The organism is Streptomyces luomodiensis, assembly GCF_031679605.1.
Classification (GTDB): Bacteria; Actinomycetota; Actinomycetes; order Streptomycetales; family Streptomycetaceae; genus Streptomyces; species Streptomyces luomodiensis.
Window position 1 is genome coordinate 3,789,304 of sequence record NZ_CP117522.1, and the last position, 22,687, is coordinate 3,811,990.

Here is a 22,687-nt window from a genome sequence, read left to right on the forward strand (position 1 = left end):
CGACGCGGGCCATCGGCGAGTGCCGGGCGACGGCGGAGGCCGGCGGCGGGCCGCCACCGCCCGCGGGCTCAGGCGACGGCGGGGGCCGTCAGCACGTGTCAGGCGACGGCGGGGGCCGTCTCGCCCATGAAGGTGCGCCACAGCTCGGCGTACCGGCCGTCCCGCGCCACCAGCTCCTCGTGGGTGCCGTCCTCGACGACCCGGCCGTGGTCCAGGACCACCACCCGGTCCGCGCGGGCCGCGGTGGTCAGCCGGTGCGCGACGACCAGTGTGGTGCGCCGGCCCGTCAGGCGGTCCGTGGCCTGGTTGACCAGGGCCTCGGTGGCCAGATCGAGCGCGGCCGTGGCCTCGTCGAGCAGCAGGACGTCCGGGTCGACCAGCTCGGCGCGGGCCAGCGCGATCAGCTGCCGCTGCCCGGCAGAGAGATTGCGCCCGCGCTCGGAGACCTCGTGCAGATAGCCACCGTCGAGCGACGCCACCATCGCGTGGGCGCCGACCGCCCGCGCGGCGGCCTCCACCTCCGCGTCGCTCGCGTCGGGGCGCCCGTAGGCGATGGCGTCCCGCACCGTCCCGGCGAACAGATACGGCTCCTGCGGGACCACACCGAGGTGGCGGCGGTACCCGGCGAGGTCGAGCTCGCGCAGATCCGTTCCGTCCACCCGCACGGCGCCCCCGGTGGGGTCGTAGAACCGCGCCACCAGCTTGACCAGGGTGGACTTACCGGCCCCGGTCTCCCCGACGAACGCCACGGTCTGCCCCGCGGGGATGGTGAGCGAGATGCCCGCCAGCGCCTCCTCGCCGTCCCCGTACCGGAACCGCACCTCGTCGAACGTGATCTCGCCGCGCATCCCACGCACCTCGCGCGGGGCGTCGGCGACCGGTGTGGTGGTGGGCTCGCGCAGCAGCTCCTGGATGCGGCCGAGCGACACGGTGGCCTGCTGATAGCCGTCGAAGACCTGGGAGAGCTGCTGGACGGGGGCGAAGAACAGATCGATGTAGAGGAGATAGGCCACCAGCGCGCCCGCCGTCAGCGTGCCGTCCCCGACCCGTCCGGCGCCCACGATGAGCACCAGCGCGGACGCCACGGACGACAGCAGCTGGACGAACGGGAAGTACACCGAGATCAGCCGCTGACCGCGCAACCGCGCCTGGCGGTAGGCGTCGCTGCGTGCCGCGAACCGCTCCCGGCCGGACCGCTCACGCCCGAACGCCTGCACGATCCGCAGCCCCGCCACGCTCTCCTGGAGATCCGCGTTGACCACGCTCACGCGCTCGCGGGCCAGCTGGTACGCCTTGACGCTGCGGCGCCGGAACAGCACGGTGCCGAGGACGAGCGGCGGGAGGGTCAGGAAGACCACCAGCGCCAGCTGCACGTCGATGATGAGCAGCGCGACCAGGATGCCGAAGAAGGTCAGCAGGCTGACGACGGCGGTGACGAGGCCGGTCTGGAGGAACGTGGACAGCGCGTCGACATCGGTGGTCATCCGCGTCATGATCTTGCCGGTCAGCTCGCGCTCGTAGTAGTCGAGACCGAGCCGCTGCAACTGCGCGAAGATCTTGACGCGCAGCGCGTAGAGCACCCGTTCACCGGTCCGCCCGGTCATCCGCGTCTCGCCGATCTGGGCGGCCCACTGGACGAGGACGACGAGCAGCGCGAGCCCGGACGCGGTCCACACCGCCCCGAGCGCGAGCCGCTGGACGCCCTGGTCGATACCGTGCCGGATCAGCACCGGCAGCAGCAGCCCGGCGATCGCGTCCACGGCGACGAGCAGCAGCGCGAGCGCGAGCGGCGCCCCGAAACCGCGCAGCAGCCGCCGCAGCCCGTACGCCTCCTCGGGGCGGGTGGCCCGCTCCTCGTCGATGTCGGGCGTATCGGTGGCGGGCGGCAGGGCGGCGACCTTCGCGAGCAGCTCGGGGGTGGCGGGCATCCCGGACAACGCCCCGGCGAACCCGGGCCCGGCCACGGCCCCCGCCCCGGCCGCCGGCGCCCCCGCCTTACGTCCCTCACCATCGGACCGCACCCACAACTCGGGCGTCACGCCCTGCTCGGGGGTCGTGTCACGGCTCACGCCCTGCTCGGGGGCCACACCTCGCTCGCGGGTCGCGCCCCGCTCGGGGCCCGTCCCGGCCCCGTCGGGCCGGGGCCCCGGCGCGGGATACGGCTCGCTCGGTCCCTCGGCGCCCGCCGCACCGCCGGACGCCCCGGCGAGCCCTGTCGCCCCCGCCCGGTCTCCGGCGCGGGCGTGGTCGGGGTCGTCCCCGCCGTGCGGGCGGCACCGCTCCTCGCCACTGCCGTCGGACCGCGCCCACAGCTCGGGCATCAGCCCGTCGCGCCCCGTTTCGCCCGTGGCGTGCGCCGGGTCGTCCCCGCCGCGCGGGCACAGGTCCGCGCCCGCGTCGGGGCGGCCCCCGTGGCCGTCACCGGTCCCCACCTCCGCGGCACCTGGCTCCGCTCGGTCCGCGACCGGGGCGTCGGCCCGGCCGGCCGCCTCCGGACCACCGTTCTCCTGCCGCTCACCGTCACGGCACGGCGCGGTCGGCCCCGCCGGAGCGGCCTTGCCCCCGAAGGCGCCGGTGCGGCCCGCCTCCGTCCGGCCCTGCGCACCCCCGCGATGCGCCGGGTCGTCCCCGCCCCGCGCCCGCACGCCCGCCGCCGGGTGCGGGCACCCCTCGCGGTCGCGCGCCGGGCCGTCGCCATCGGCGGACGGCTCCCCGTCGAGGTACGGCTCGGCCAGCCCCGTCGCGGCGGACTCCCCGCCGAACGCACCGGCGAACCCCGCCGCGCGCGTGGCGCCGCCGCGCGGCTCGGTATGGGCCGGGGCCGGGGCGGGCGCGTCCGCGCCCCGAGCCGCCGTGCCGTCGGCGCCCGGGGCGGCGGGCGCGGCGGGCGCGTCGTCCGTCAGCAGGCTCCGGTACACGGCGCTCCGCGCCCTCAGCTCCTCGTCCGTGCCCACGTCCACGACCCGGCCCCGCTCCATGACCGCTATGCGGTCGGCGAGGGCGAGCGTGGAGGGGCGGTGGGCGATCAGCAGCGTCGTACGGCCTGCCATGACGCCGCGCAGCGCCTCGTGGATCTCGTGCTCGACGCGTGCGTCCACCGCCGAGGTGGCGTCGTCGAGGATGAGCAGCCGGGGGTCGGTGAGGATCGCGCGGGCCAGGGCCAGCCGCTGGCGCTGGCCGCCGGAGAGGGTCAGCCCCTGTTCGCCGACCTCGGTGTCGTAGCCGTCCGGCAGTGCCGTGATGAAACCGTCGGCCTGCGCGGCGCGCGCGGCGGCCCGGATGCGTTCCTCGGACGCGTCCGGCAGCCCGTAGGCGAGGTTGGCGCGCACCGTGTCGGAGAAGAGGAAGCTGTCCTCCGGCACCAGTCCGATCGCCCCGCGCAGCGAGTCGTACGTCAGCTCCCGCACATCGTGGCCGCCGATCCGCACCGCCCCCGACGACACGTCGTAGAAGCGCGGCAGCAGCATGGACAGCGTCGACTTGCCGCTTCCGGAGGCGCCCACGACGGCCAGGGTCTCGCCCGGTTCGATCCGCAGGGACACCTCGGACAGCACCGGGCGCTCGGGGTCGTAGCCGAAGCTCACCCGGTCGAACTCGACCGTCGCGGGGGCGTCCTCGGGGAGCTCCCGGGCGTCGGGGCGCTCGTCGATGACCGGCTCGGTGTCGATCAGCTCGAAGACGCGCTCGACCCCGGCCCGCGCCTGCTGCCCGACGGTCAGGATCATCGTGAGCATCCGCACCGGCGCCACGAGCTGGGCGAGGTAGGTGGAGAAGGCCACGAAGGTGCCGAGGGTGATCTGGCCCCGCGTGGCCATCCAGCCGCCGAGCGCCAGCATGGCGACCTGGCCGAGGGCGGGGACGGCCTGGAGGGCGGGGGTGTAGCGGGAGTTCAGCCGTACGGTCCGCAGCCGGGCGGCGAACAGCCGGCGGCCGACCTCCCGCAGCTTGTCGGTCTCCTGCGCCTCCTGCCCGAACCCCTTGACCACCCGGACACCGGTCACGGCCCCGTCGACGACCCCCGCGACGGCGGCCGCCTGCCCCTGGGCGTACCAGGTGGCGGGGAAGAGCCGGACGCGGCTGCGCGAGGCGAGGATCCACAGGGCGGGGGCGACGGCGAGGGCGACGACGGTGAGCAGCGGTGACAGCACCGCCATCACGACGAGGGAGACCAGGAAGAGCAGTACGTTGCCGATCATCATCGGCACCATGAAGAGCAGGCCCTGGATCAGCTGGAGGTCGCTGGTGGCCCGGCCGATGATCTGGCCGGTGGAGAGGTTGTCCTGCCGCCTGCCGTCGAAGCGGGTGATCGCCGCGAACATATCGGTGCGCAGCGCGTGCTGGACGTCGAGGGCGAGCCGTCCGCCGTAGAAACGGCGGATGTAGGTGAGGACGTACACCACGAGCGCGGCGACGATCAGCAGGGTGGCCCAGGGGGCGAGTGACCGGTCGTGCCGGACGATCACATCGTCGATGATCAGCTTCGGCACCAGTGGGACGAGCGCCATGACGGCCATCCCGACGAGCGAGGCGCCCAGCGCGAGCAGCACATCGCCGCGGTACCGCCAGCAGTAGCCGAACAGCCGCCGTACCCAGCCCTGTCCTGCATCCGCGCCGCCGGCGTCCGCTCCGCCCGCTTTGACCGCTCCGCCCGTTTCGCCAGCCGCTACGTCCGCCACCCGTGAACCTCCCGATCCGCACACTCTTCCGGAAGGCGGCAACACACTGAGGTGCGGATTTCATCCTGCCGCAACAAACGGACCGGGGCGCGTCAGGCCACCGGACCCCGGACCGCCCCTGCTCACCCGTCCTGATCAGGGTGGCCCCGGCCGGGCCGGGATGTCGTCGGCCTGCTGCGCACGGGCGGACCGGGCGGACCGGACGGACCGGGCACCGGGTGAACCAGGTCAGAACGCGGCCGGGCGCACCAGTCCCGTCTCGTAGGCGAACACCGCCGCCTGGGTCCGGTCACGCAGCTCCAGCTTGGCCAGGATGCGGCTGACATGGGTCTTCACGGTCTGCTCGGCCAGCACCAGCCGTTCGGCGATCTCCGCGTTCGACAGCCCCTGGGCGATCAGGGTGAGCACCTCGGTCTCGCGCTCGGTCAGGTTTCCGACGCGCTCTTTGAGCGGGGCCCGGTGCCCGGCCGTCACCCGGGAGAACTCGCCGATCAGGCGCTTGGTGATGTTCGGCGCCAGCAGTGCGTCACCGGCCGCCACCACCCGTACCGCCTGGGCCAGTTCGTCCGCCGAGGCGTCCTTGAGCAGAAACCCGGACGCGCCCGCGCGCAGCGCCTCGTAGACGTATTCGTCGAGGTCGAAGGTGGTCAGCACGAGGACCTTGACGGTGGCGTCGGCGGGTTCGGTGAGCCGGCGGGTGGCCTCGATACCGCCGACACCCGGCATCCGTATGTCCATCAGCACGACGTCGGGGGCGAGTTCGGCGACCTGGTCGACGGCGTCGGCGCCGTCCACGGCCTGGCCGACAACCTCGATGTCCGGTTCCGCGTTCAGCAGGACCGTGAAGCCCTGGCGGACCATCATCTGGTCGTCGGCGATCAGCACCCGGATGGTCGTCGTCATGCGGTGTCCTCGGCGGTCTCGGTCGCGGCGGTGCCGGTCGCCGCGGTCTCGGGCGCGGGGCTGCCGGTCGCCGCGGTGGCTCGGGCGGGGTCGTGCGTGGGCAGCACGGCGGTCACCTCGTAACCGCCGTCCGGCGTCGGGCCGGTGGTCAGCTCGCCCCCTAGCATCGCAGCGCGCTCCCGCATCCCGAGCAGCCCGTGCCCGGCGCCCGGTGAGGGCGGGGCGGGCCGGTCCGGCGGGGTGTTGACGACCCGGACGGTGAGCCCGCGCCGCTGGTACCCCAGCTCCACCCGTGCCTCGGCCCCCGGCGCGTGCCGCATCAGATTGCTCAGCGCCTCCTGCACGATGCGGAACGCCGACAGCTCGACACCCGGCGGCAGCGGCCGCCGCTCCCCGGTGACCTCGGTGCCGATCGCGATCCCGGTCCCCCGCACCGTGCCCACCAGCTCGTCCAGCCGGTCCAGGGTGGGCTGCGGGGCGTGCCGGGCGGCGTCGGCCAGGGGGTCCTCGGAGCGCAGCACACCCAGCACCCGGCGCAGTTCGGCCAGCGCCTCGACCGCGTTCTGACGGATGCCCGCGAGGTTCTCCTTCAGCTCGTCCGAGGGGTTCTCGGCCAGATGCGGGGCGACCTGCGCCTGGATGGAGATCACCGACATGTGATGCGCCACCACGTCGTGCAGTTCACGGGCGATCCGGCTGCGTTCCTCCAGCAGGGTGCGCCGGGCCCGTTCCTCCGCGGTGAGCTCCTCCTGCTCGACCAGCCGGGTCCGGGCCACCCGGCGCCCGCGCAGCGCGGCGCCCACCACCACGGCGATCGCGAACCACAGGGTGCCCGTGTTGAGGACCGCGGTGTGGGCCGCCAAGTGGTCCTCGGTGTGGCGCCGCAGGCCGATGAGCACATTGAGCGCCCCCGACAGCAGGGTCAGCACCAGCGCCTCGACCACGATCCGCGGGCGGACCCGCAGCGCGAGGAGGAACAGCAGGAGGGTGTGCAGCGCCATCTGCCCGTCGTTCCAGGGCCAGTGCGCGGGATTCTCGCCGCACACCGCCGCCAGGAAGAGCACGGCGGTCGACAGCCACCAGGCGGCTATGGGCCGGGTCAGCGCGAGGAGGACGGCCACCGACTGGAGCACCACGAACAGCAGCGGATCGGGCCCCGGCACGGACGCGACGCGGGGCCCGTCCATCTCGATCACGTTGAGCTGGCCCATGAGCACGGCGCAGAGCACCACCAGCACATGGGGTGTCCAGGCCAGCCAGCGCATCCGCGGCAGCGGGTCGCGCGCCAGGGTGCACAGGTCCTCGCGCAGGACGCGCGGCACCGCCCGCAGCCCCGCCGTCAGTCGCCCCGCCCTCGTACCGCCCGTCATGACCTTGACCCTAGACATTCCGCTCCGCCACCTGCCCGGCCCCCCGCGTGGGACGTCCCCCGCGGACGGGCCGGCCCCCGCGACGGACGACCCGGCTGCCGCCCTTCCGCGGCCGCCCCGCCTCGTAGCTGTGGAACGCCGCCCAGCAGATCAGCAGCGCCACCGCGAACACCGGCAGCCACAGCAGCCGGTCGACCACCCAGCCGGGGCCGTCGGGCACGGTGTGCAGTCCGGCCAGCGGTCCGGCCGGCCGCAGGGCGGTCACGGTGACCGCCATCATCGCGGTCTGGTGCCACAGGAATATCGTCATCGCGGAGAGGTTGACCAGCGCCACCGCCGCCCACGCGGCGGGCCGCGCCATCGCCCGGCGCAGCGGACCGCGCAGCAGCAGGGCCGCGCCGCACTGGGCGAGGCCGAAGGTGACGGCGGCCAGGGTGGGTGGGTTGAGGTTGGAGACCGGGGCGCCGGGCACCCCGACCATGGCCGCCGGATAGCCGCCGACCAGAACGAGCCCGGCGGTGACGACCACGCCCCCGATCAGCAGCACCCACCCGGCCAACCGCCCGGCCAACCGCCCGCGCGGCCGGCCCTGGCCCCACATGGCGCCCAGGCAGTACGGAACCAGCCAGCCCGCCGGCAGGTTGATCCAGCCGAGCCAGGCCGGGCCGTCGAAGCCGAACCGGACCAGGTCCACATGCAGTACGACGGCGAGCGGCCACAGCGGATGCAGCCGCGCCACCAGCGGGGTCGCGGCCGTGAGCACCGCGTAGACCAGCAGGAACCACAGCGGGGACAGGACGAGTTCGAGCAGCGTGTGCACGGTCAGCAGGCTCACCCCGGAGCCGAGCAGCACCCCCGCCGCCACGGCCCACACGGTGAGCACGACGGCGACGGGCCGGAACAGCCGGGCCAGCCGGGCCCGCAGCCACCGCCGGTAGCCGACGCCCCGGGCGCGGGCGGCGGCGTAGCCCTTGGCAGCCGTGTGTCCGCCGACCAGGAAGAACAGCGCGAGGGTCTGGAACACCCAGGAGACCGGGGTGAGTTCGGGCTGGTACCGCAGCGGGCTGGCCGCGCGCAGGGTGCCGCTGTCGGCGACGAGCGCGGTCACCAGCCAGTGGCCGAGCACGACACCAAGGATGGCGACGGCCCGCAGGGCGTCCACGGCACGGTCGCGGCCGGGCGGGGTGGCGGCGTCGATCCGCCGCACGAGGGCACGCACCCGGCCAAGGCCACGGAGGTCACGCATCACGGCCCGCCACGATGCGGCTCATGCTCGCCAGGGCGGTGGACCCGGGCTTGAGGTAGTCGCTGTGCCCGGCGTCCCCCGCGTCGAAGACCCGTGCGCCGAACTCCCGCGAGACCGGGTCGGTACCGAAGCCGACGGTCGTGACCAGCAGCGGTATCCGCACATGCGGCACCCCGCCGATCCAGTCGCTCCCGCCCCGCCCGGCCCAGACGGTGGCCCGGGTGCGCAGCTGCCGGGCGCTGTCGAACCCGGTGCCGGGGCTGCCGTACAGGACGATGTCCTCGGCGTCCAGTCCATGTGCGGCCCTGGCGCAGACCACGGAACCGTAGGAGTGGCACAGCAGCGAGATCCGGGCCCCGGGCTTGGCCGCGGCCAACTCCCGGACGAACGAGGTGAGTCGGGGCGCCGCGCTGTCGGCCGTCCCCGTGGTCAGCACCTCGGGTTCCACGGTGCCGGGCGTCCTGTACCCGAGCCAGCTGACGACGGCGGCCTTCTCCCCCAGCCGACGGCTCAGCGCGAGGGCCCCGTTCCGGAGCCGCGCGTAGGTGTCCAGGCTGGTGTCCGACCCCGGTACCAGCACCGCGACCCGCCGGGCGCGCCCCAGGTCCCCGTACACCTCGACGGCACGCCCCCCGTCCCGCCCGTCGAAGGACAGAAAGCGCCGCCCCGGCTTCCGCATGGTCCGCAGGGCGGCCGCCCGCCGCCGGTCCCCGTGCCGGTCGGCCATCCGCTCGGCCGCCCGGATCCCCTCCCGGTTGGCCGCGTACCGCTCCTGAAGCCCCGCGACGCTCACCGGCCCCAGCGCCACGGGCTTCGGCGCCGGCACCTCACCGGGCCCGGAGGCCCCCACCAGGGGTACCACCACCGAGGCGGTGACCAGCGCCGCGAGCAGGGCGCGACGAAGACGGGACGCCATGACTGTTCCTTCCGTACCGACCGATGTCGTGAGTACGGAAGGTACGAAGCCGGCCGTGTGGTCGGCGTCCCACCAGGGAGTGCATCTGGGGGGTAGCTCTCAGGTATGACGGGGACGAGGATGCGCTCCGATGCGCCGTTGACGTACCGTCACGCGCCGCACGATGGTCATACAGCCGACTCACGGTGAGTGATCCGCCGATGACAGCACGGAGGAACGTGCATGAATGAAGTCGCCCCCATGCCATGGGGCCTGACCCGTATGAAGCCATTCCCATCAGGCGCACACCTTCCCCACGCCACTGTCGTGCTCGATCCAGAGACACAGACCGGATGCTGGTCCGTGGAGGACGGCGACCTCGCCCCCGTGGCGGCCAAGCACAAAAGATCCGAAACCTCGAAAGAGACCAAGCCGAAGACCAGCTTGGACGGCAATACGGACGAGGGGAGCGACCAGAGCGGGGACAACGACTGATGAGCCGAGCCGGGAAGGACTCGGCGGTGCTCGTGGTGACCGCGTTGGATGATGTCACCGCAGACCTCGTCATCCAGGTGCTCAACGAGCGGAAAGTCCCCGCCGTCCGACTGGACCTCGGCGACTTCCCCACATCCGTGACGACGGACGCGTATCTCGGCCAGACCGGAATCAGCGGCCACGTGATCACGGAGACCCGCGCCCTGGACCTGGCGAGGGTCCGGTCGGTCTACTGGCGGCGCCCGAGTCCCTACACCAGTTCCGCGGACTTGACCGAGCAAGACGCCCAGTGGTGCGTCGAACAGGCCAGATATGGGCTCGGTGGCATTCTGGCCGCGCTTCCGGGCGCCCATTACGTGAACCACCCGTGGCGCAACCGCGACGCCGAATACAAACCCGCCCAGCTCGCGACGGCAGCGCGGTGCGGACTGCCCGTGCTACCGACTTTAATCACCAACGACCCTGGTAAGGCGACCCGGTTCGCCATCGACCACGGTCCGGTGGTCTACAAACCACTACGGAACAGCGACTACCTCAGCGAGGACGCCCAAGCTCTCACGGTGTGGGTCGACGAGGTGGACCCGGTGAGCATCGGCCCAGGTCTGGCGCAGACCATGCACCTCTTCCAACGACGGCTGGACAAGGTGGCCGACATACGGCTCACAGCGGTGGGCGAGCACGTCTTCGCCGTACGCATCGACGGGTCACCTGGTCTTGACTGGCGCCGCGACTACGACGCACTGCGCTACACCCTGGTCGAGCCACCGCCGGCGGTGGTCAAGGGTGTTCACGCCTATCTGGACGCCTTCCATCTGAGCTTTGGCGCCTTCGACTTCGGTCTCGACCGCGCTGGCCGCTGGTGGATGTACGAATGCAACCCGAACGGCCAGTGGGCGTGGTTCCCGGCCCACATCACCGAACGAATCGCCCAAGCCCTCGCAAACCAACTCCAGTGCCGAGGACAGTTACATGACTGCTGATACCGCCTCACTGCGCCGCGCTCTCGCGGCGAAGATCGGCGGCGGTTCGCTGAAGGACCCCGCCTGGCGAGCCGCCGTCGGGTCCGTACCCCGGGAGCTCTTCCTCGGCGCGGGCCTCTTCCGCCCCAATGGGTCGCTGTGGGAACCGGTTCGTCGCGCCACGGTCGGAGAGGAGGAGTGGCACCGATTGGCCTACGCCGACACCACGTGGGTGACCCAGGTGGAGGGTGTTGACGCCACCGAGGCGGTCGGTCCGCTGACGGGCCGGCCGACATCCTCCTCGACGCTGCCCTCCCTCGTCGTCCGCACGCTTGAAGTGGCCGGCATCCACGACGGCGACAAGGTGTTGGAAATCGGCACCGGAACCGGTTACTCGACCGCGGTCATCTGCCACAGGCTGGGCGACGCCAACGTCACCTCCATCGAGTACGACAGTCGTCTGGCGGAGAGCGCCGCCGCCAGCCTTCGCACGGCCGGTTACGCCCCGACCCTGGTGACCGGCGATGGCCTGCACGGATACCGGGATGGCGCCGAGTACGACGCCGTGGTCGCCACCTGCGCGGTACGGCACATCCCCCGCTCCTGGCTCTGGCAGCTCCGCGACGGCGGAACCATCACCGCACCCCTCGGCGGCTGGATGGTGGCGTCCGGCCTGATCCGCCTCACACTGGGCGACGACGGCGTTGCCGAGGGCCGCTTCTCCGGGGACCGTGTCTCCTACATGCTGGCCCGCCCCCACGAACGCCCGCCCCGCCCGACGTTCTACCCGCTTCCTGGCGAAGCCAGGCGGTCCCGTGTCAACCCCGGCCTCTTGCAGGACTGGACAGCACACTTCGTCGCCCAGCTTGCAGCTCCCTCGGCAGAGCTGGTGATGTCGGGCGAGGAGGTGATCCTGGTCGACGTGGCGACCGGCTCCCAAGCGTGGACCGAGCCCGCAGGAGACGGCTGGTCGGTTCACCAGGACGGCCCGCTCCGCCTCTGGGATCAGGTTGAGGACGCGCTCGCGACGTGGCAGACCGCCGGCTCTCCGGACCAGACCGCCTTCGGAATGACGGTCACCGACGAGACGCAGCGGGTGTGGCTCGGCGACCCGGCCGGTCCGAGTTGGAGGCTCCCGACCTGATTCCGGAGCGGTCAGGGGATGAGGTGGTCGAGGCCGCCCGCCCGCCTTGACGCCGACGATGAAGGCGGCGAGGCGGGCGGGGTGCTGGTGAGGATGGTGCAGGGGGCGTCGCTCTCACGGAGGAGGACGGCGCTGGCGCCGCGTGCGAATTCGACGCAGTCGGGATCTTGCGCGCCCGAAAATGACGACTTCCGCCGGTTGAACAACGTGCTCACGGCTACGCCCTCTCTATTCGGCCCGCGAACGCGTCGAACTCCCCCGCCTTCGCGGCGGCGAGGAACATCGCGAAGCGGCTCGGATCGAGGGAGAGAACGGCTCGGGGCTCGTCACTCTCCCGCAGAAGGACCCCGCCGGACCCGCGCGCCACTTCGACGCAGTCCGGCCCTTGGGCACCCGAGAAGCTCGACTTCCGCCACTGAATCGGAGTACTCATGACCACACCTCTCACAGTTCACGCGCGATGTGATGGATGAGCTGCCGCGATTCCTCCGTGCCGAGCGCCGCGCCCTCAGCCTTGTCAAGCAGCTCTCGAAACCTCTGAAGCTCGGCCTCGGCGTCCAGAAAGCGGCCTCCGACCACGCTGTCCACCTGAACCGTGTCCAATTGGGGAACCGCCGCGCCAGCGTACAAAATTGGATGAGTGGTCTCAACGAATTGCTCGTTGGTGAAGGGGACGACCCTCAAGGTGATCGATGGGTTGCCGGAGACCTCCATCAAACGCTCAAGCTGCTTACGGGCCACCTTCCGGCCCCCGAACCGCATGCGCAGCGCCGCCTCATGAATCGTCGCCGTCAGGCGGACCGGCTCCTCCCGCTCCAGAACCACCTGCCTCTTCATCCTGTGCTCAACACGCGTGTTGATCTCGTCCGCAGGCAGTGGTGGAGCGCCGCCCTGGAAGAGGACACGTGCGTAGTCCTCGGTCTGCAACAGCCCCGGGATGACCATCGCCTGCATGGAGCGCAGGTACACCGCGTGGTGCTCCATCTCGGCCACATCCAGAAACCCGGGTACAAGGATGCCTCGATACTCGTCCCACCAGAACTGCCCCCGCCGTTCCTCGGCGATGGCGCACAGGGCGTCGACCAACGCGGTGTCCGCACATGCGTAGAAGGTGGCGAGACGGCGGATGCGCTCACCGCTCACGCCAATGCGCCCGGCTTCGATGTTGCTCACCCTGGCCTGGTCAACGCCCAGCAAGCCAGCGGTCTCGCGAGCCGTCCTGCCCGCGCGTTCACGCATCTTGCGTAACTCGGTGCCGAGGCGCACCTGTCGGGCCGTAGGGGTGTCCCTTGGCGGCATGACTACGTCAGCCCTCCCTTGATTCGCCACCCACATGAGTGAGACAGCACGGAAAACGTTGTTCCGGTGCAACCGTGGGTCGTACCGTCTGTGATCGTACCGCTACACAAACCACCCAGGTGCACTCCCAAGGGAGGACATCCATGTACGAACTCCACGACGAACCCGACCGCCGCTACACGATGCGCGCCCCCAACATCCCCGAAACCGCCAAGGTCGCACGGGAGATGGTCTCGGGGCTGCTCTCGGCCACCGGACACCCCTCCCTCATCGACACCGCCCGCCTCCTCGTCTCCGAGCTGGTGTCCAACGTGCATCTGCACACCAAGGTCCCGCTCCTGATGCTGGAGGCCACGGTCCGCGCGGACCAACTCCACGTATCCGTACGGGACGAGGACCCCTCCGGGATGCCCAATACGACAACGCGACCCACTCCACACGCCGAACACGGCCGCGGCTTACTCCTGGTCCAGGCGTACGCGGACGCATGGGGCACCGTCTGGCACGGCGGGCTGCACCCGCGTGGCAAGAGCGTGTGGTTCGAGCTGGCCGACCAGCCGCGAGCACGGTCCGGTTCGTCCAACGCCTGACCCATCGGACACATCGGGTCCGGCATGACGCCCGGTCGCCGGACCTCGGAAGAAAATCCATGGCTGATGTGCACCGCATATGGCAACGTCCCTCGCCGTGGCAGACATCGACGGCATCACCATCACCCGGCTCTCCGAGCGCCCGGCGCTGATCGACCGCGTCTATGACATCGACGGGAACTGGCCCGCCTTCCTCCCCCATGATCTGGTCGGGAACGCCCTGCTGAACCAGGTGCCGGCGGACTTCCCCGAGTACTGCGTGGTAGCGACCGACGGCGACCGGGTGGTGGCGCGGGGGCTCAGCGTGCCGTTCAACGCCGAGCTCGACGGGCGGGAGGAAATGCCCGACCAGGGCTGGAGCCGCGTACTGGCGTGGGCGTTCCGCGATCGGCGCCGCGGGCAGCCGCCGACGGCGGCCAGCGCGCTGGAGATCACGGTGGACAACGCGTACCTGGGCGGCGGTCTGTCCTACCCCATGCTGGCGGCGATGCGGGAGGCGGTCCGGGAGCAGGGCCACGAGTCGCTGCTGGCCCCGGTCCGCCCGACGGCCAAGCACCGGCAACCGCACGTCCCCATGGCCGACTACATCCTCCAGCTGCGCGACGACGGACTGCCGAGCGACCCCTGGCTACGGGTGCACGTCAAGAGTGGCGGCACCATCGAGAAGGTCGCGCCCGCGTCGATGACGGTCAGCGGATCCCTGGCTCAGTGGCGGCAGTGGACCGACCTGCCCTTCGACCGCGACGGTGACGTCGAGGTGCCCGGTGCGCTGGTCCCGGTGCGGTGCGACCTCACCCATGACCGCGCGGTCTACGTCGAACCCAACGTGTGGATCCGGCACGGCGCACGCAGCCACCCCTAACCCTCGGGCACGTAGAACTCCGTCGTCGCCCGCACCGCGGCCGCCGCCACATCCGCCGACGCGCCCGAGGCCGCGTACGCCACGCCCCAGGCTTCGCTGCTGCGGGTCATGAACTCCCGCCCCTCGCCCGAGGTCTGCCACGCCTCCGGGCCGGCGGGGAGCTCGCCACCCGACAGATACAGCCCGAGGCCGAGCAGTCCGCCGTCCCAGCCGACGCCCACCGCACCGGGGCCGAACTGGTCCCACATCCCGGGCGGTACGACCGCGACATGCTCCAGCTCGAACACGGTCCGCTCCTCGCCCTCGGCCGTCAGCCGGACCTCGACCTCGCTGAATCCGGGGTTCTCGCCGAACAGCCAGCTCACCGCGAGCAGTCGTGGCGGCTCACAGCGCAGGATCTCGCCGCCCGCGTTGCCCTCCAGCTGATAGTGGCCACCGAGCTTCAGGTCACCGCTCACCGGCAGGAACCAGCGGCCGATCCGCTCCGGGTCGGTGCACGCGTCCCATACGTCCTTGATCGCGGCGTCGTAGGTGCGCCGCACCAGGATGGTGCGCGCCTCACCCTCGGGCACCTCGCGGGTGCCGACCTCGCGGTGGATGTGGTTGATCTGGTCGACGATCTCGCTCATGGCCTACGTTTCCCCATCGGTATCGGTCGCACGGCCGCCGCCGCGCCCCTGGTCGAGCCGTCGTCGGCGGTTGCCCCGCGCCAGTTCCGTCCCCAGCGCGTCCAGCCGCTGCTCCCAGAAGCCCCGGAACCGCTCGAGCCACCGGTCGACTTCCCGCAGGGGGGCGGCCTCGACGGCATACAGCCGCCGGGTGCCCTCGGCCCGTACGGAGGCGAATCCGGCTTCCCGCAACACCCGCAGATGCTGCGACACGGCGGGCTGCGAGATGCCGAACTCCTGCTGGATGACGGAGCTGACCTGGCCGGACGGCCGCTCTCCCTCGGCGAGCAGCTCCAGTATCCGGCGCCGGACGGGGTCTCCCAGGACATCGAGTGCGTGCACATCCGGACTCTGCCAGCTGCCGCTTATATAAGTCAAGGCTTAACAAGAGGAGGCGACGCTCCGCCGGATGCCCCGCCCCCCCACTACCCCGAAGACCGCCGCAGCAGCCCCCGTTCCATGGCCACGACCACGGCGCGGGTCCGGTCGTTCACATCGAGCTTGGCGAAGAGCCGCAGCAGATGGGTCTTGACCGTGGCCTCCGCGATGACCAGCCGCTGACCGATCTCGGCGTTGGTGAGCCCGTCGGCGACCGCGTTCAGCACATCGGTCTCCCGCGCGGTCAGCGGCACCTGCACCGGCTGGCGCATCCGGGCCACCAGTTTCTCGGCCACGCGCGGGGCCAGGACGGTCTCGCCGCGCGCGGCCGCGTGGATGGCGTCGACCAGTTGCTCGCGGGTGGTGTCCTTGAGCAGATAGCCGATCGCGCCGGCCTCGACGCCGCGTTCGATCTCGGCGTCCGTGTCGTACGTGGTGAGGATCAGCACCCGGGTCCGCGGATGGTGGGCGACGATCTCGGCCGTGGTCGCGACCCCGTCGAGGACCGGCATCCGCAGATCGATCAGGGCGACGTCGGGGGTGTGGCGGGCGACCAGTTCCAGGGCCTGGCGGCCGTCGGCCGCCTCGCCGATGATCTCGATGGTGGGTTCGGAGGCGAGGAGGGCGATCACTCCGGCGCGCATCACGGTGTGGTCGTCCACCACCAGGACCCGCAGGGGGCCCGACGGTCCGCCCGTCCGGCCGGTCATGCCACTGGTCATGCCACTACCTCGTCCTCGGTCGTGGGGATCACGGCCAGTACGCGGGTGCCGTCGCCGACCGAGCTGGTGACCGTGAGCCGGCCACCGAGTTCGGCCAGGCGCTTGCGCATCCCGTCCAGCCCGAACCCCCGCGCTCGCCCGACCACGAAACCGCGTCCGTCATCGGTGATCTCCAGTTCCACGCCGAACGGCTGCTTGGAGAGGACGACGCCCACCGTGGACGCGGCCGCGTGCTTGCGCACATTGGCCAGGGACTCCTGCGTGCACCGCAGCAGGGCGATCCTGGTGGGCTGGTCGCACGCGATGTCCGCCAGGTCGGCGGTGACGGTGAGTCCGGAGTCCTCGGTGAACCGGTCCAGGGTGCGGCGCAGCGTCTGGGCCACCGATCCCACGGCCACCTGGCCGACCTGCGCGGAGCCGACCAGGGCACGGGCCTCGGCCAGGTTCTCGCGCGCGGTGTTCTCGATCGAGCGCAACTGCTGGGCGCTCCTTTCCGTGTCCGTGTCGAGCCCGGCCCGTGCGGCTTCGGCCAGCACGATGATCGATGCGAATCCCTGCGCGAGCGTGTCGTGGATGTCCCGCGCGATGCGCTCGCGCTCGTCCGCGGCGCCCTGGCGCTGGTGCGCCTCGGACAGCTCCAGCTGGGTGCGTTCCAACGCGGCGATCAGCCCGGCCCGTTCCTTGCTCTGGGCGACGACCGCGTGCACCCACAGCCCGAGCAGCACGCTGGCCGCGGCCACGATGAGGGTGGACACGAGCGTGGAGCTCAGGAAGTCCGCGCTCCAGCCCTGCCGCAGCCAGCTCCCGGTCAGCGACGAGACGGTGGCGAGCCCGGTGAACACGATGGACGTCCGCGGCGTCCTGCCGAACAGCCAGTAGTGCGGCAGCGTCACGATGAACAGCGCCGCATAGCCGCCGCGCAGATACGACAGGCCGCCGAGCCCGAGGACGAGCACCCACAGATAGGTGTGCGGCCGCAGGACGGGGTTGTCGGGGAAGCGGTCGAGGATCAGATAGGCGAGCGCCACACAGCCCAGCAGCGCCAGGGCCGCGTACTTGCTGCCGCCGGGCCGGTCCAGCGCGGCCAGCCCCACGGACATGGCCGCGAACAGCACCCAGCAGACCGCGTTCCACTGCCGGAGCGAGGCGACCCAGAACGGGTCGGCGGGGTGGCCGACGGCCGCTTCCCTGTCGGAGTTCGCACGGCCGCCGGCCCTCCACCACACGTTCACGGGGATCAACGTACGTCGGCCGGTACGGTCTCCCCAACCGGCCCCCGGGCTTCCCCAACCGGCCCCGGGGCATCCCCAACCGGCCCCGGGCGCACGGCGGTCGACTGGGCGCGCCGCATTCCGCGCGAGGGCCACCAGCTCGCCTTGCCGAGCAGCAGCATCACCGACGGCAGGATCATGATGCGGATGATGAAGGCGTCCAGCAGCACGGCCGCCGCCAGTACGAAGCCGATCTGCTTCATCTCGATCAGATGCAGGAAGACGAAGCTGGCGAAGACCGTCACCATCACCACCGCCGCGCTGGTCACCACGCGCGCCGAGCTGCCGATCCCCTCCAGCACCGCCGTGCGGGTGGGCACCCCGCGCAGCGCGGCCTCCCTGATCCGGCTCACCACGAACACCTGGTAGTCCATCGAGAGCCCGAAGAGGATGACGAACAGGAACAGCGGCACCCGGGAGCCGATCGACCCGGTGGAGTGGAAGCCGAGCAGTCCCTCCGCCCACTCGCCCTGGAACACCAGCACCAGCAGTCCGAGCGCCGCCGCGGCGGACAGCAGGTTGAGGACGACGCCGACGAGGCCGAGCACCACGGAGCGGAACGCGAGCACCGTCATGGCGAAGGTGACCAGCAGCAGCGCTCCGATGACCAGCGGGAGCTTGTCGCTCTGGTGCGCCGGATAGTCGGCGTAGCGGGCGACGTCCCCGGTCACCCCGTACTGCACGCCCCGCAGCGCGCCGACCGTGGCGGGCAGGTAGTCCTCGCGGAGGTGGCCGAGGGAGTCCCGGGCCTCGGTGGAGTCGCCCAGATACGGCACGGACAGCTCCAGCACGCTGACCGTGTGGTCCGCCGAGGTCCGCAGCCGGGGCGAACCGGTGAACAGCGGGTCGCCCTGGGCCCGTCGGCCCAGTTCCCGCAGCGCCTCCGTCACCTCGCCGGCCCGGTCCGCCGCCGCGCGCACGACCACCTGATGGGTGACCCGCAGCTCCGGGAACGCCTCGTTCAGCCGGTCGTACGTACGCATGGCGGGGATGGCGCGGGAGTGGGTGTCCCGGCTCATCTCGGTCAGGTTCAGCCCCGCCACCGGGGCGGCGAGGCCCAGCATGACCAGCACCGAGACGCACAGCGTCCGGGCGGGGTGGTGGGTCGCGGGCCGCATCAGCGCGGCCCACACCCGGCCGGAGCCGGTCCGCGGCTCCCGCCGCGCCCGCCGCTCCCGCCGCTCCCGCCACGGTGTCTTGTTGGCCGCCCGGCGCTCGGCCCGCTGACCGATCTTCACCAGCAGCGCGGGCAGCACGGTCAGCGAACTGACCACGGCCACGGCCACCACCACGACGGTGCCGGTCGCCAGCGAGGAGAAGATGACGTCGGACGCCAGGTACAGCGTCGCCGTGGAGGCGATGACGGCGAGCCCGGACACCACCACGGCCCGGCCTGAGGTCGCGGCGGCCAGCTCCACCAGGGCCTCGGGCCTCAGCGTCCCGCCCGTGCGCGCCCGTTCCTCACGCTCCCGCTTGAGGTAGAAGAGGGTGTAGTCGACGCCGACCGCGAGGCCGATGAGCAGGATGACGTTGTTGCCCACTCCGGCATCGGGGGAAAGGTGCGAGGCGATCATCGAAAGCCCCATGGCCGCGGCGATCGACGAGAGCGCCAGCAGCAGCGGCACCAGGGCCATGACCACCGAGCCGAACACGACCAGCAGGGTGATCAGGGTGACCGGCAGGGTGATCGCTTCGGAGAGGGCCAGATCGCTGCCGCGCTGCGCGTCCACGCCCTTGCCGATGGAGGGGCTGCCGGTCTCCTCCACCAGCAGCCTCGGGTTGTCCTTCTGGACCGCCGCCGACTGGGCGCGCAGCGGGTCGACATGCTTCTTGGCGTCCAGCTCCGAACCCTTCATGGTCACTTCGACCAGCAGGGTCTCGCCGTCCTTCGACATACGGGGCGGGGCGACGGTCTCGACCTCGGGCAGCCGCTCCATCCGGGCGACGACGTCCCGCGCGGCGGCGTCGGCCGCCGCCTTGTCCAGGGCGCCCGCGCCCGGCCTCGCCGAGATCAGCACCTGCTCGGTGGGGCGGCGCTGAAGATGTCCGTCGGCCGCCATGGCCTCGGCCCGGCCGGCCTCGCCGACCCGGTAGTCCTCGGTGGTCGCGCCATGGGTGCCGACCGCGCTGCCGATGCCCAGGCACAGCACCACGAACACCAGCCATCCGACGATGGCACGCCAGGGGTGCAGAGCGCTCCAGCGAGCGGCGCGCACAGGTAGCTGTTTCATACGGCCAAGCCTTGTTGACCAGGCCCTTCGCCCAACAGCATCACCCGGTTGTACTTTCGATCCACCGGTCGGTGTACTCCCCGGGTGGGGTTATCCCCCCTGCGGTTCGCCGCGCGTCACCGAGGCGGCGGGGGCGGACCCGGCGGCCGCTGCGGGCGCGGCGGGTTCGGGGGCTGGGGCGGGCCCGGCGGGTTCGGGGGCTGGGGCCGGATTCGGCGCCCCCTCCTCCGCAGCCAGTCGCGCTTCACCTCGTCCATGGCCGCGTGCCATTGCATATGGCCGCAGCCCGCACAGACGAAGGCGTTGAAGACGGTGTGCTTGCTGACGAGCCCACCCGGTTTGCGCATTCCGAACTGCCCGGCCAACTCGATCTCGTAGACCTCGTCGCCCCTGCAGGCCGAGCACCGGCCACCCTGCATGTTCTCCATCGCCATGCCGACCGACCCTATCCAGGCCGGTCGATGCGGTGCGTGTCCACCGACGCGGGCACCGTCAGGGTCACACCGGCGAGAACGGCAGGCTTTCCAGGTAGCGGACGTCCTCGGACACCACGAGCTCGTCGAGAACCTGGACGGCGGCCGCGAACCGCGGCGAAGGCGATGCGGCCGGCGCGGCGAACGCGCGGGACCCGTGCCACCGACATCGTGGCCCCGGCACGATGTCCATCGGGACCGGTTATTGGGACACCATGTCCATTTTCTCGCCGCAGGGGCGACAATAGGTCACATGCCGATACCCAGCGCCGTGCCCAGCCGTGCCGAACTGATCGACCACCTCATCCGTACGCGCATCGCGGGCGATGTCGCCACCCCCCGCGAGAACAACCTCTCCCACTACCGCAAGCTCGCGAACGGCGACCGCCACTACTGGCTGGGACTGGAGCTGGGCGACCGCTGGACCGATGAGCAGGACGTGCTGGCGGTCATGGCGGAGCGGTGCGGGGTGGTCGACGACCCGGAGCACCGCTCGGGGCAGGACACGATCGACCCGGAGCTGACGGTCGGCGCGCTGGACCGGATGGCGTCGGTGCTGCGGAAGGCGGCGGAGGCGAAGGAGCGGGTGCTGTTCGCCACCGGGCATCCGGGCGGGCTGCTGGAGGTCCACCGGGCCACGGCGGCGGCGCTGCGGGCGGCGGGGTGCGAGATCGTGGAGATCCCGGGCGGGCTCCAGGCGGACGAGGGGTACGTCTTCCAGTTCTGCGACGTGGCGATGCTGGAGCGGGGTGCCACGCTGTGGCACACCCACTCCCCCGCGCCCATGGCGGCGATCCTCGACGGACTGGCCCACGAGGGGCGTCCGCTGCCCGATCTGGTGGTCGCCGACCACGGCTGGGCGGGGTGCGCGGGACAGCGGGGCATCGACGCGGTCGGCTACGCGGACTGCAATGACCCGGCACTCTTCCTGGGCGAGTCCGAGGGCACGCTGTCGGTGGTGGTCCCGCTGGACGACCACGTCACCAGCCCGAGGTTCTACGACCCGATGACGGCGTACCTGCTGGACGCGGCGGGACTGACGGCCCAGTTCTGACCCGAGCGGGACGGCCCGTTCGGCGCCGGGCCCACGGAGGTCCCGTACGGCGTGTCGGTACCGGGCCCGCAGACTGGCACGCCGACGTCCGGCCCACGCACGGCCTGTCTGCGCCCGGCACACGCACGGCCCACAGGGCGCACAGCCCATGGACAACACGACGCGGCCGGGCCCGCAGGGCGCACGGCGCACGCACGACACGCCGTGGCCGGGACCACAGACGGCACGCAGGCGCCCGACGCACGCACGGCCCGTCGCGGCCGGGACCACAGACGGCCCCCAGTGTCCGGCGCACGCACGACCCGGCGGCCTCCAGCGCACGCACGGCCTGACGCGGCCGGGACCGCAAACGGCCCGCCGGTGCCCGACGCACGCACGGCCCGCCGTGGCCGGGACCACAGACGGCACGCAGGCCGCCCGGCGTACGGACGACACGCCCGCGCCCAGCGCACCCGCACCCGGGCCTACCCGGGCCGCCCCGCGCGCCCCGCCATCCCCACCACGCTCACTTCTTCTCGCGCGGTACCCGCATGACCCCTTCCTGGATCACGGAGACGGCCAGCCGCCCGTCGGCGGTGAAGATGCGGCCCTTCGCGAGACCGCGCCCGCCGGACGCGGAGGGGCTCTCCTGGTCGTACAGCAGCCAGTCGTCCACCCGGAACGGCCGGTGGAACCACATGGCGTGGTCCAGGCTGGCCCCGACGATGTCGCCGACCGCCCAGCCGCCGCGCCCATGGGCGAGCAGCACGGAGTCCAGCAGCGTCATGTCGGAGACATAGGTCGCCAGGCAGACGTGGAGCAAGGGGTGGTCGGCGACGCCGTCCAGTTTGCCGTTGGTCCGGAACCAAACCTGCGACTTGGGCTCACGCGGCCGTCCAACGCTGCCGAAGGGCGGCTCGTCCACGTACCGCAGATCGACCGCGGCCCGCGCCTGGAGCATCCGCTCGGTCACGCCGGGGCCGGCGAAGAGGTGCTCGTACCGGGGCAGCAGCTCCGCGGCGGTCGGCAGGGAGAGCGGGTCCGGTACGTCCGGCATCCGCTCCTGGTGCTCGAGGCCGTCCTCGTAGAGCTGGAAGGAGGCCGAGAGGTGGAAGATGGGCTGCCCGTGCTGGACGGCGACCACCCGGCGGGTGGTGAAGGAGCGGCCGTCCCGGATCCGGTCGACGGTGTAGACGATGGGCGCCCCGGGATCGCCGGGCCGCAGGAAGTACGCGTGCAGCGAATGTGCCGAGCGGTCCTCGGGGACGGTACGGCCCGCGGCGACCAGGGCCTGGGCGGCGACCTGACCGCCGAAGACCCGCGGTACGAGGGGTGCGGCGTCGCTGGTGCCGCGGAAGATGTCCTCCTCGATCTGCTCGAGGTCGAGCAGATCGAGGAGTCCCTGAAGTGCGTCATTCATGATTCAAGCAGTCTTGCAGACCCGTATTGCGGTCCTGTTGCCGCTGGTCATG

Annotated in this window: 22 protein-coding genes; 6 read left to right on the forward strand and 16 right to left on the reverse strand. The window is 71.9% G+C overall.

All coding sequences use genetic code 11. The features are described from left to right. Positions 1-98: 98 nt before the first annotated feature. The 5 genes from PS467_RS15770 to PS467_RS15790 form a co-directional block, all read right to left on the reverse strand. Positions 99-4,580: an ABC transporter transmembrane domain-containing protein gene (locus tag PS467_RS15770; protein WP_311039868.1), complete on the reverse strand. Its 4,482-nt coding sequence runs from the start codon at positions 4,578-4,580 to the stop codon at positions 99-101. A gap of 324 nt (positions 4,581-4,904) precedes the next feature. After that, positions 4,905-5,579 carry a response regulator gene (locus tag PS467_RS15775; RefSeq protein ID WP_268972157.1) on the reverse strand — a complete coding sequence of 225 codons (675 nt, stop codon included), beginning with the start codon at positions 5,577-5,579 and terminating at the stop codon, positions 4,905-4,907. Continuing rightward, positions 5,576-6,949 (reverse strand): sensor histidine kinase, encoded by a 1,374-nt coding sequence (locus PS467_RS15780; protein ID WP_311035822.1) that lies wholly within the window; start codon positions 6,947-6,949, stop codon positions 5,576-5,578. The genes PS467_RS15775 and PS467_RS15780 overlap by 4 nt, the downstream gene beginning before the upstream one ends. Before the next feature lie 10 nt (positions 6,950-6,959). Then, on the reverse strand, positions 6,960-8,195 hold the full coding sequence (locus PS467_RS15785) for an acyltransferase family protein (RefSeq protein WP_311035823.1): 1,236 nt from the start codon (positions 8,193-8,195) through the stop codon (positions 6,960-6,962). Further along, on the reverse strand, positions 8,188-9,111 hold the full coding sequence (locus PS467_RS15790; protein ID WP_311035824.1) for an alpha/beta hydrolase: 924 nt from the start codon (positions 9,109-9,111) through the stop codon (positions 8,188-8,190). The genes PS467_RS15785 and PS467_RS15790 overlap by 8 nt, the downstream gene beginning before the upstream one ends. Positions 9,112-9,351: 240 nt before the next feature. Here PS467_RS15790 and tgmA point away from each other — a divergent pair, with 240 nt between their 5' ends. The 3 genes from tgmA to tgmC are packed head-to-tail and all read left to right on the forward strand — an operon-like array spanning position 9,352 to position 11,688. Then, entirely contained in the window at positions 9,352-9,585 is a 234-nt protein-coding gene (gene tgmA / locus PS467_RS15795) for a putative ATP-grasp-modified RiPP (RefSeq protein WP_311039869.1), read from the forward strand. Positions 9,586-9,611: 26 nt separating this feature from the next. Beyond that, a complete protein-coding gene (gene tgmB, locus PS467_RS15800) occupies positions 9,612-10,565 on the forward strand; it encodes an ATP-grasp ribosomal peptide maturase (protein ID WP_311035825.1) in 954 nt (317 codons plus the stop codon). Then, complete coding sequence (gene tgmC / locus PS467_RS15805) at positions 10,555-11,688, forward strand: ATP-grasp peptide maturase system methyltransferase (RefSeq protein WP_311035826.1); 1,134 nt, start codon at positions 10,555-10,557, stop codon at positions 11,686-11,688. Before tgmB ends, tgmC begins: the two co-directional genes overlap by 11 nt. An 11-nt stretch (positions 11,689-11,699) precedes the next feature. Here tgmC and PS467_RS15810 read toward each other — a convergent pair whose 3' ends face one another. The 3 genes from PS467_RS15810 to PS467_RS15820 are packed head-to-tail and all read right to left on the reverse strand — an operon-like array spanning position 11,700 to position 12,987. Continuing rightward, on the reverse strand, positions 11,700-11,903 hold the full coding sequence (locus tag PS467_RS15810) for a DUF397 domain-containing protein (protein ID WP_311035827.1): 204 nt from the start codon (positions 11,901-11,903) through the stop codon (positions 11,700-11,702). Between the two features lie 2 nt (positions 11,904-11,905). Next, positions 11,906-12,121 (reverse strand): DUF397 domain-containing protein, encoded by a 216-nt coding sequence (locus PS467_RS15815; protein ID WP_311035828.1) that lies wholly within the window; start codon positions 12,119-12,121, stop codon positions 11,906-11,908. Positions 12,122-12,132: 11 nt separating this feature from the next. After that, entirely contained in the window at positions 12,133-12,987 is an 855-nt protein-coding gene (locus PS467_RS15820; RefSeq protein WP_311035829.1) for a helix-turn-helix domain-containing protein, read from the reverse strand. A 143-nt stretch (positions 12,988-13,130) separates the two neighbouring features. Between PS467_RS15820 and PS467_RS15825 the strand changes: the two genes are divergently transcribed. Both PS467_RS15825 and PS467_RS15830 read left to right on the forward strand, forming a co-directional pair. Continuing rightward, a complete protein-coding gene (locus tag PS467_RS15825; protein WP_311035830.1) occupies positions 13,131-13,577 on the forward strand; it encodes an ATP-binding protein in 447 nt (148 codons plus the stop codon). 79 nt (positions 13,578-13,656) lie between these two features. Continuing rightward, positions 13,657-14,439 (forward strand): N-acetyltransferase, encoded by a 783-nt coding sequence (locus tag PS467_RS15830; protein ID WP_311035831.1) that lies wholly within the window; start codon positions 13,657-13,659, stop codon positions 14,437-14,439. On the opposite strand, the gene PS467_RS15835 is transcribed toward PS467_RS15830, so the two are convergent. The 7 genes from PS467_RS15835 to PS467_RS15865 all read right to left on the reverse strand — a co-directional run bounded on the left by PS467_RS15835 (position 14,436) and on the right by PS467_RS15865 (position 20,375). Next, positions 14,436-15,068, reverse strand: coding sequence for an SRPBCC family protein (locus tag PS467_RS15835; protein WP_311035832.1), 633 nt, complete (start codon positions 15,066-15,068; stop codon positions 14,436-14,438). The genes PS467_RS15830 and PS467_RS15835 overlap by 4 nt on opposite strands. 3 nt (positions 15,069-15,071) lie before the next feature. After that, a complete protein-coding gene (locus PS467_RS15840; RefSeq protein WP_311035833.1) occupies positions 15,072-15,449 on the reverse strand; it encodes an ArsR/SmtB family transcription factor in 378 nt (125 codons plus the stop codon). A gap of 83 nt (positions 15,450-15,532) precedes the next feature. Beyond that, positions 15,533-16,207 (reverse strand): response regulator, encoded by a 675-nt coding sequence (locus PS467_RS15845; protein ID WP_311035834.1) that lies wholly within the window; start codon positions 16,205-16,207, stop codon positions 15,533-15,535. Next, on the reverse strand, positions 16,204-17,439 hold the full coding sequence (locus PS467_RS15850; protein ID WP_432280589.1) for a sensor histidine kinase: 1,236 nt from the start codon (positions 17,437-17,439) through the stop codon (positions 16,204-16,206). Before PS467_RS15850 ends, PS467_RS15845 begins: the two co-directional genes overlap by 4 nt. Before the next feature lie 5 nt (positions 17,440-17,444). After that, a complete protein-coding gene (locus PS467_RS15855) occupies positions 17,445-19,709 on the reverse strand; it encodes an MMPL family transporter (RefSeq protein WP_311035835.1) in 2,265 nt (754 codons plus the stop codon). A 116-nt stretch (positions 19,710-19,825) separates the two neighbouring features. After that, positions 19,826-20,143 carry a hypothetical protein gene (locus tag PS467_RS15860; RefSeq protein WP_311035836.1) on the reverse strand — a complete coding sequence of 106 codons (318 nt, stop codon included), beginning with the start codon at positions 20,141-20,143 and terminating at the stop codon, positions 19,826-19,828. A 64-nt stretch (positions 20,144-20,207) separates the two neighbouring features. After that, complete coding sequence (locus PS467_RS15865) at positions 20,208-20,375, reverse strand: hypothetical protein (RefSeq protein ID WP_311035837.1); 168 nt, start codon at positions 20,373-20,375, stop codon at positions 20,208-20,210. Between the two features lie 60 nt (positions 20,376-20,435). On the opposite strand from PS467_RS15865, the gene PS467_RS15870 reads away from it, so the two are divergent. Then, on the forward strand, positions 20,436-21,236 hold the full coding sequence (locus PS467_RS15870) for a phosphatase (RefSeq protein ID WP_268972165.1): 801 nt from the start codon (positions 20,436-20,438) through the stop codon (positions 21,234-21,236). A gap of 505 nt (positions 21,237-21,741) precedes the next feature. Here the strand turns inward: PS467_RS15870 and PS467_RS15875 are convergent. Further along, a complete protein-coding gene (locus tag PS467_RS15875) occupies positions 21,742-22,635 on the reverse strand; it encodes an acyl-CoA thioesterase (RefSeq protein WP_311035838.1) in 894 nt (297 codons plus the stop codon). Positions 22,636-22,687: the final 52 nt, after the last annotated feature.

Coding starts and splice junctions, on each gene's coding strand:
- PS467_RS15775 (WP_268972157.1), bottom strand. CDS start 5,579: ATGACGACGACCATCCGGGTGCTGATCGCCGACGACCAGATGATGGTC.
- PS467_RS15780 (WP_311035822.1), bottom strand. CDS start 6,949: ATGACGGGCGGTACGAGGGCGGGGCGACTGACGGCGGGGCTGCGGGCG.
- PS467_RS15785 (WP_311035823.1), bottom strand. CDS start 8,195: ATGCGTGACCTCCGTGGCCTTGGCCGGGTGCGTGCCCTCGTGCGGCGG.
- PS467_RS15790 (WP_311035824.1), bottom strand. CDS start 9,111: ATGGCGTCCCGTCTTCGTCGCGCCCTGCTCGCGGCGCTGGTCACCGCC.
- tgmA (WP_311039869.1), top strand. CDS start 9,352: ATGCCATGGGGCCTGACCCGTATGAAGCCATTCCCATCAGGCGCACAC.
- tgmC (WP_311035826.1), top strand. CDS start 10,555: ATGACTGCTGATACCGCCTCACTGCGCCGCGCTCTCGCGGCGAAGATC.
- PS467_RS15815 (WP_311035828.1), bottom strand. CDS start 12,121: ATGAGTACTCCGATTCAGTGGCGGAAGTCGAGCTTCTCGGGTGCCCAA.
- PS467_RS15820 (WP_311035829.1), bottom strand. CDS start 12,987: ATGCCGCCAAGGGACACCCCTACGGCCCGACAGGTGCGCCTCGGCACC.
- PS467_RS15825 (WP_311035830.1), top strand. CDS start 13,131: ATGTACGAACTCCACGACGAACCCGACCGCCGCTACACGATGCGCGCC.
- PS467_RS15830 (WP_311035831.1), top strand. CDS start 13,657: ATGGCAACGTCCCTCGCCGTGGCAGACATCGACGGCATCACCATCACC.
- PS467_RS15835 (WP_311035832.1), bottom strand. CDS start 15,068: ATGAGCGAGATCGTCGACCAGATCAACCACATCCACCGCGAGGTCGGC.
- PS467_RS15845 (WP_311035834.1), bottom strand. CDS start 16,207: ATGACCAGTGGCATGACCGGCCGGACGGGCGGACCGTCGGGCCCCCTG.
- PS467_RS15855 (WP_311035835.1), bottom strand. CDS start 19,709: ATGAAACAGCTACCTGTGCGCGCCGCTCGCTGGAGCGCTCTGCACCCC.
- PS467_RS15860 (WP_311035836.1), bottom strand. CDS start 20,143: ATGGCGATGGAGAACATGCAGGGTGGCCGGTGCTCGGCCTGCAGGGGC.
- PS467_RS15865 (WP_311035837.1), bottom strand. CDS start 20,375: ATGGACATCGTGCCGGGGCCACGATGTCGGTGGCACGGGTCCCGCGCG.
- PS467_RS15870 (WP_268972165.1), top strand. CDS start 20,436: ATGCCGATACCCAGCGCCGTGCCCAGCCGTGCCGAACTGATCGACCAC.
- PS467_RS15875 (WP_311035838.1), bottom strand. CDS start 22,635: ATGAATGACGCACTTCAGGGACTCCTCGATCTGCTCGACCTCGAGCAG.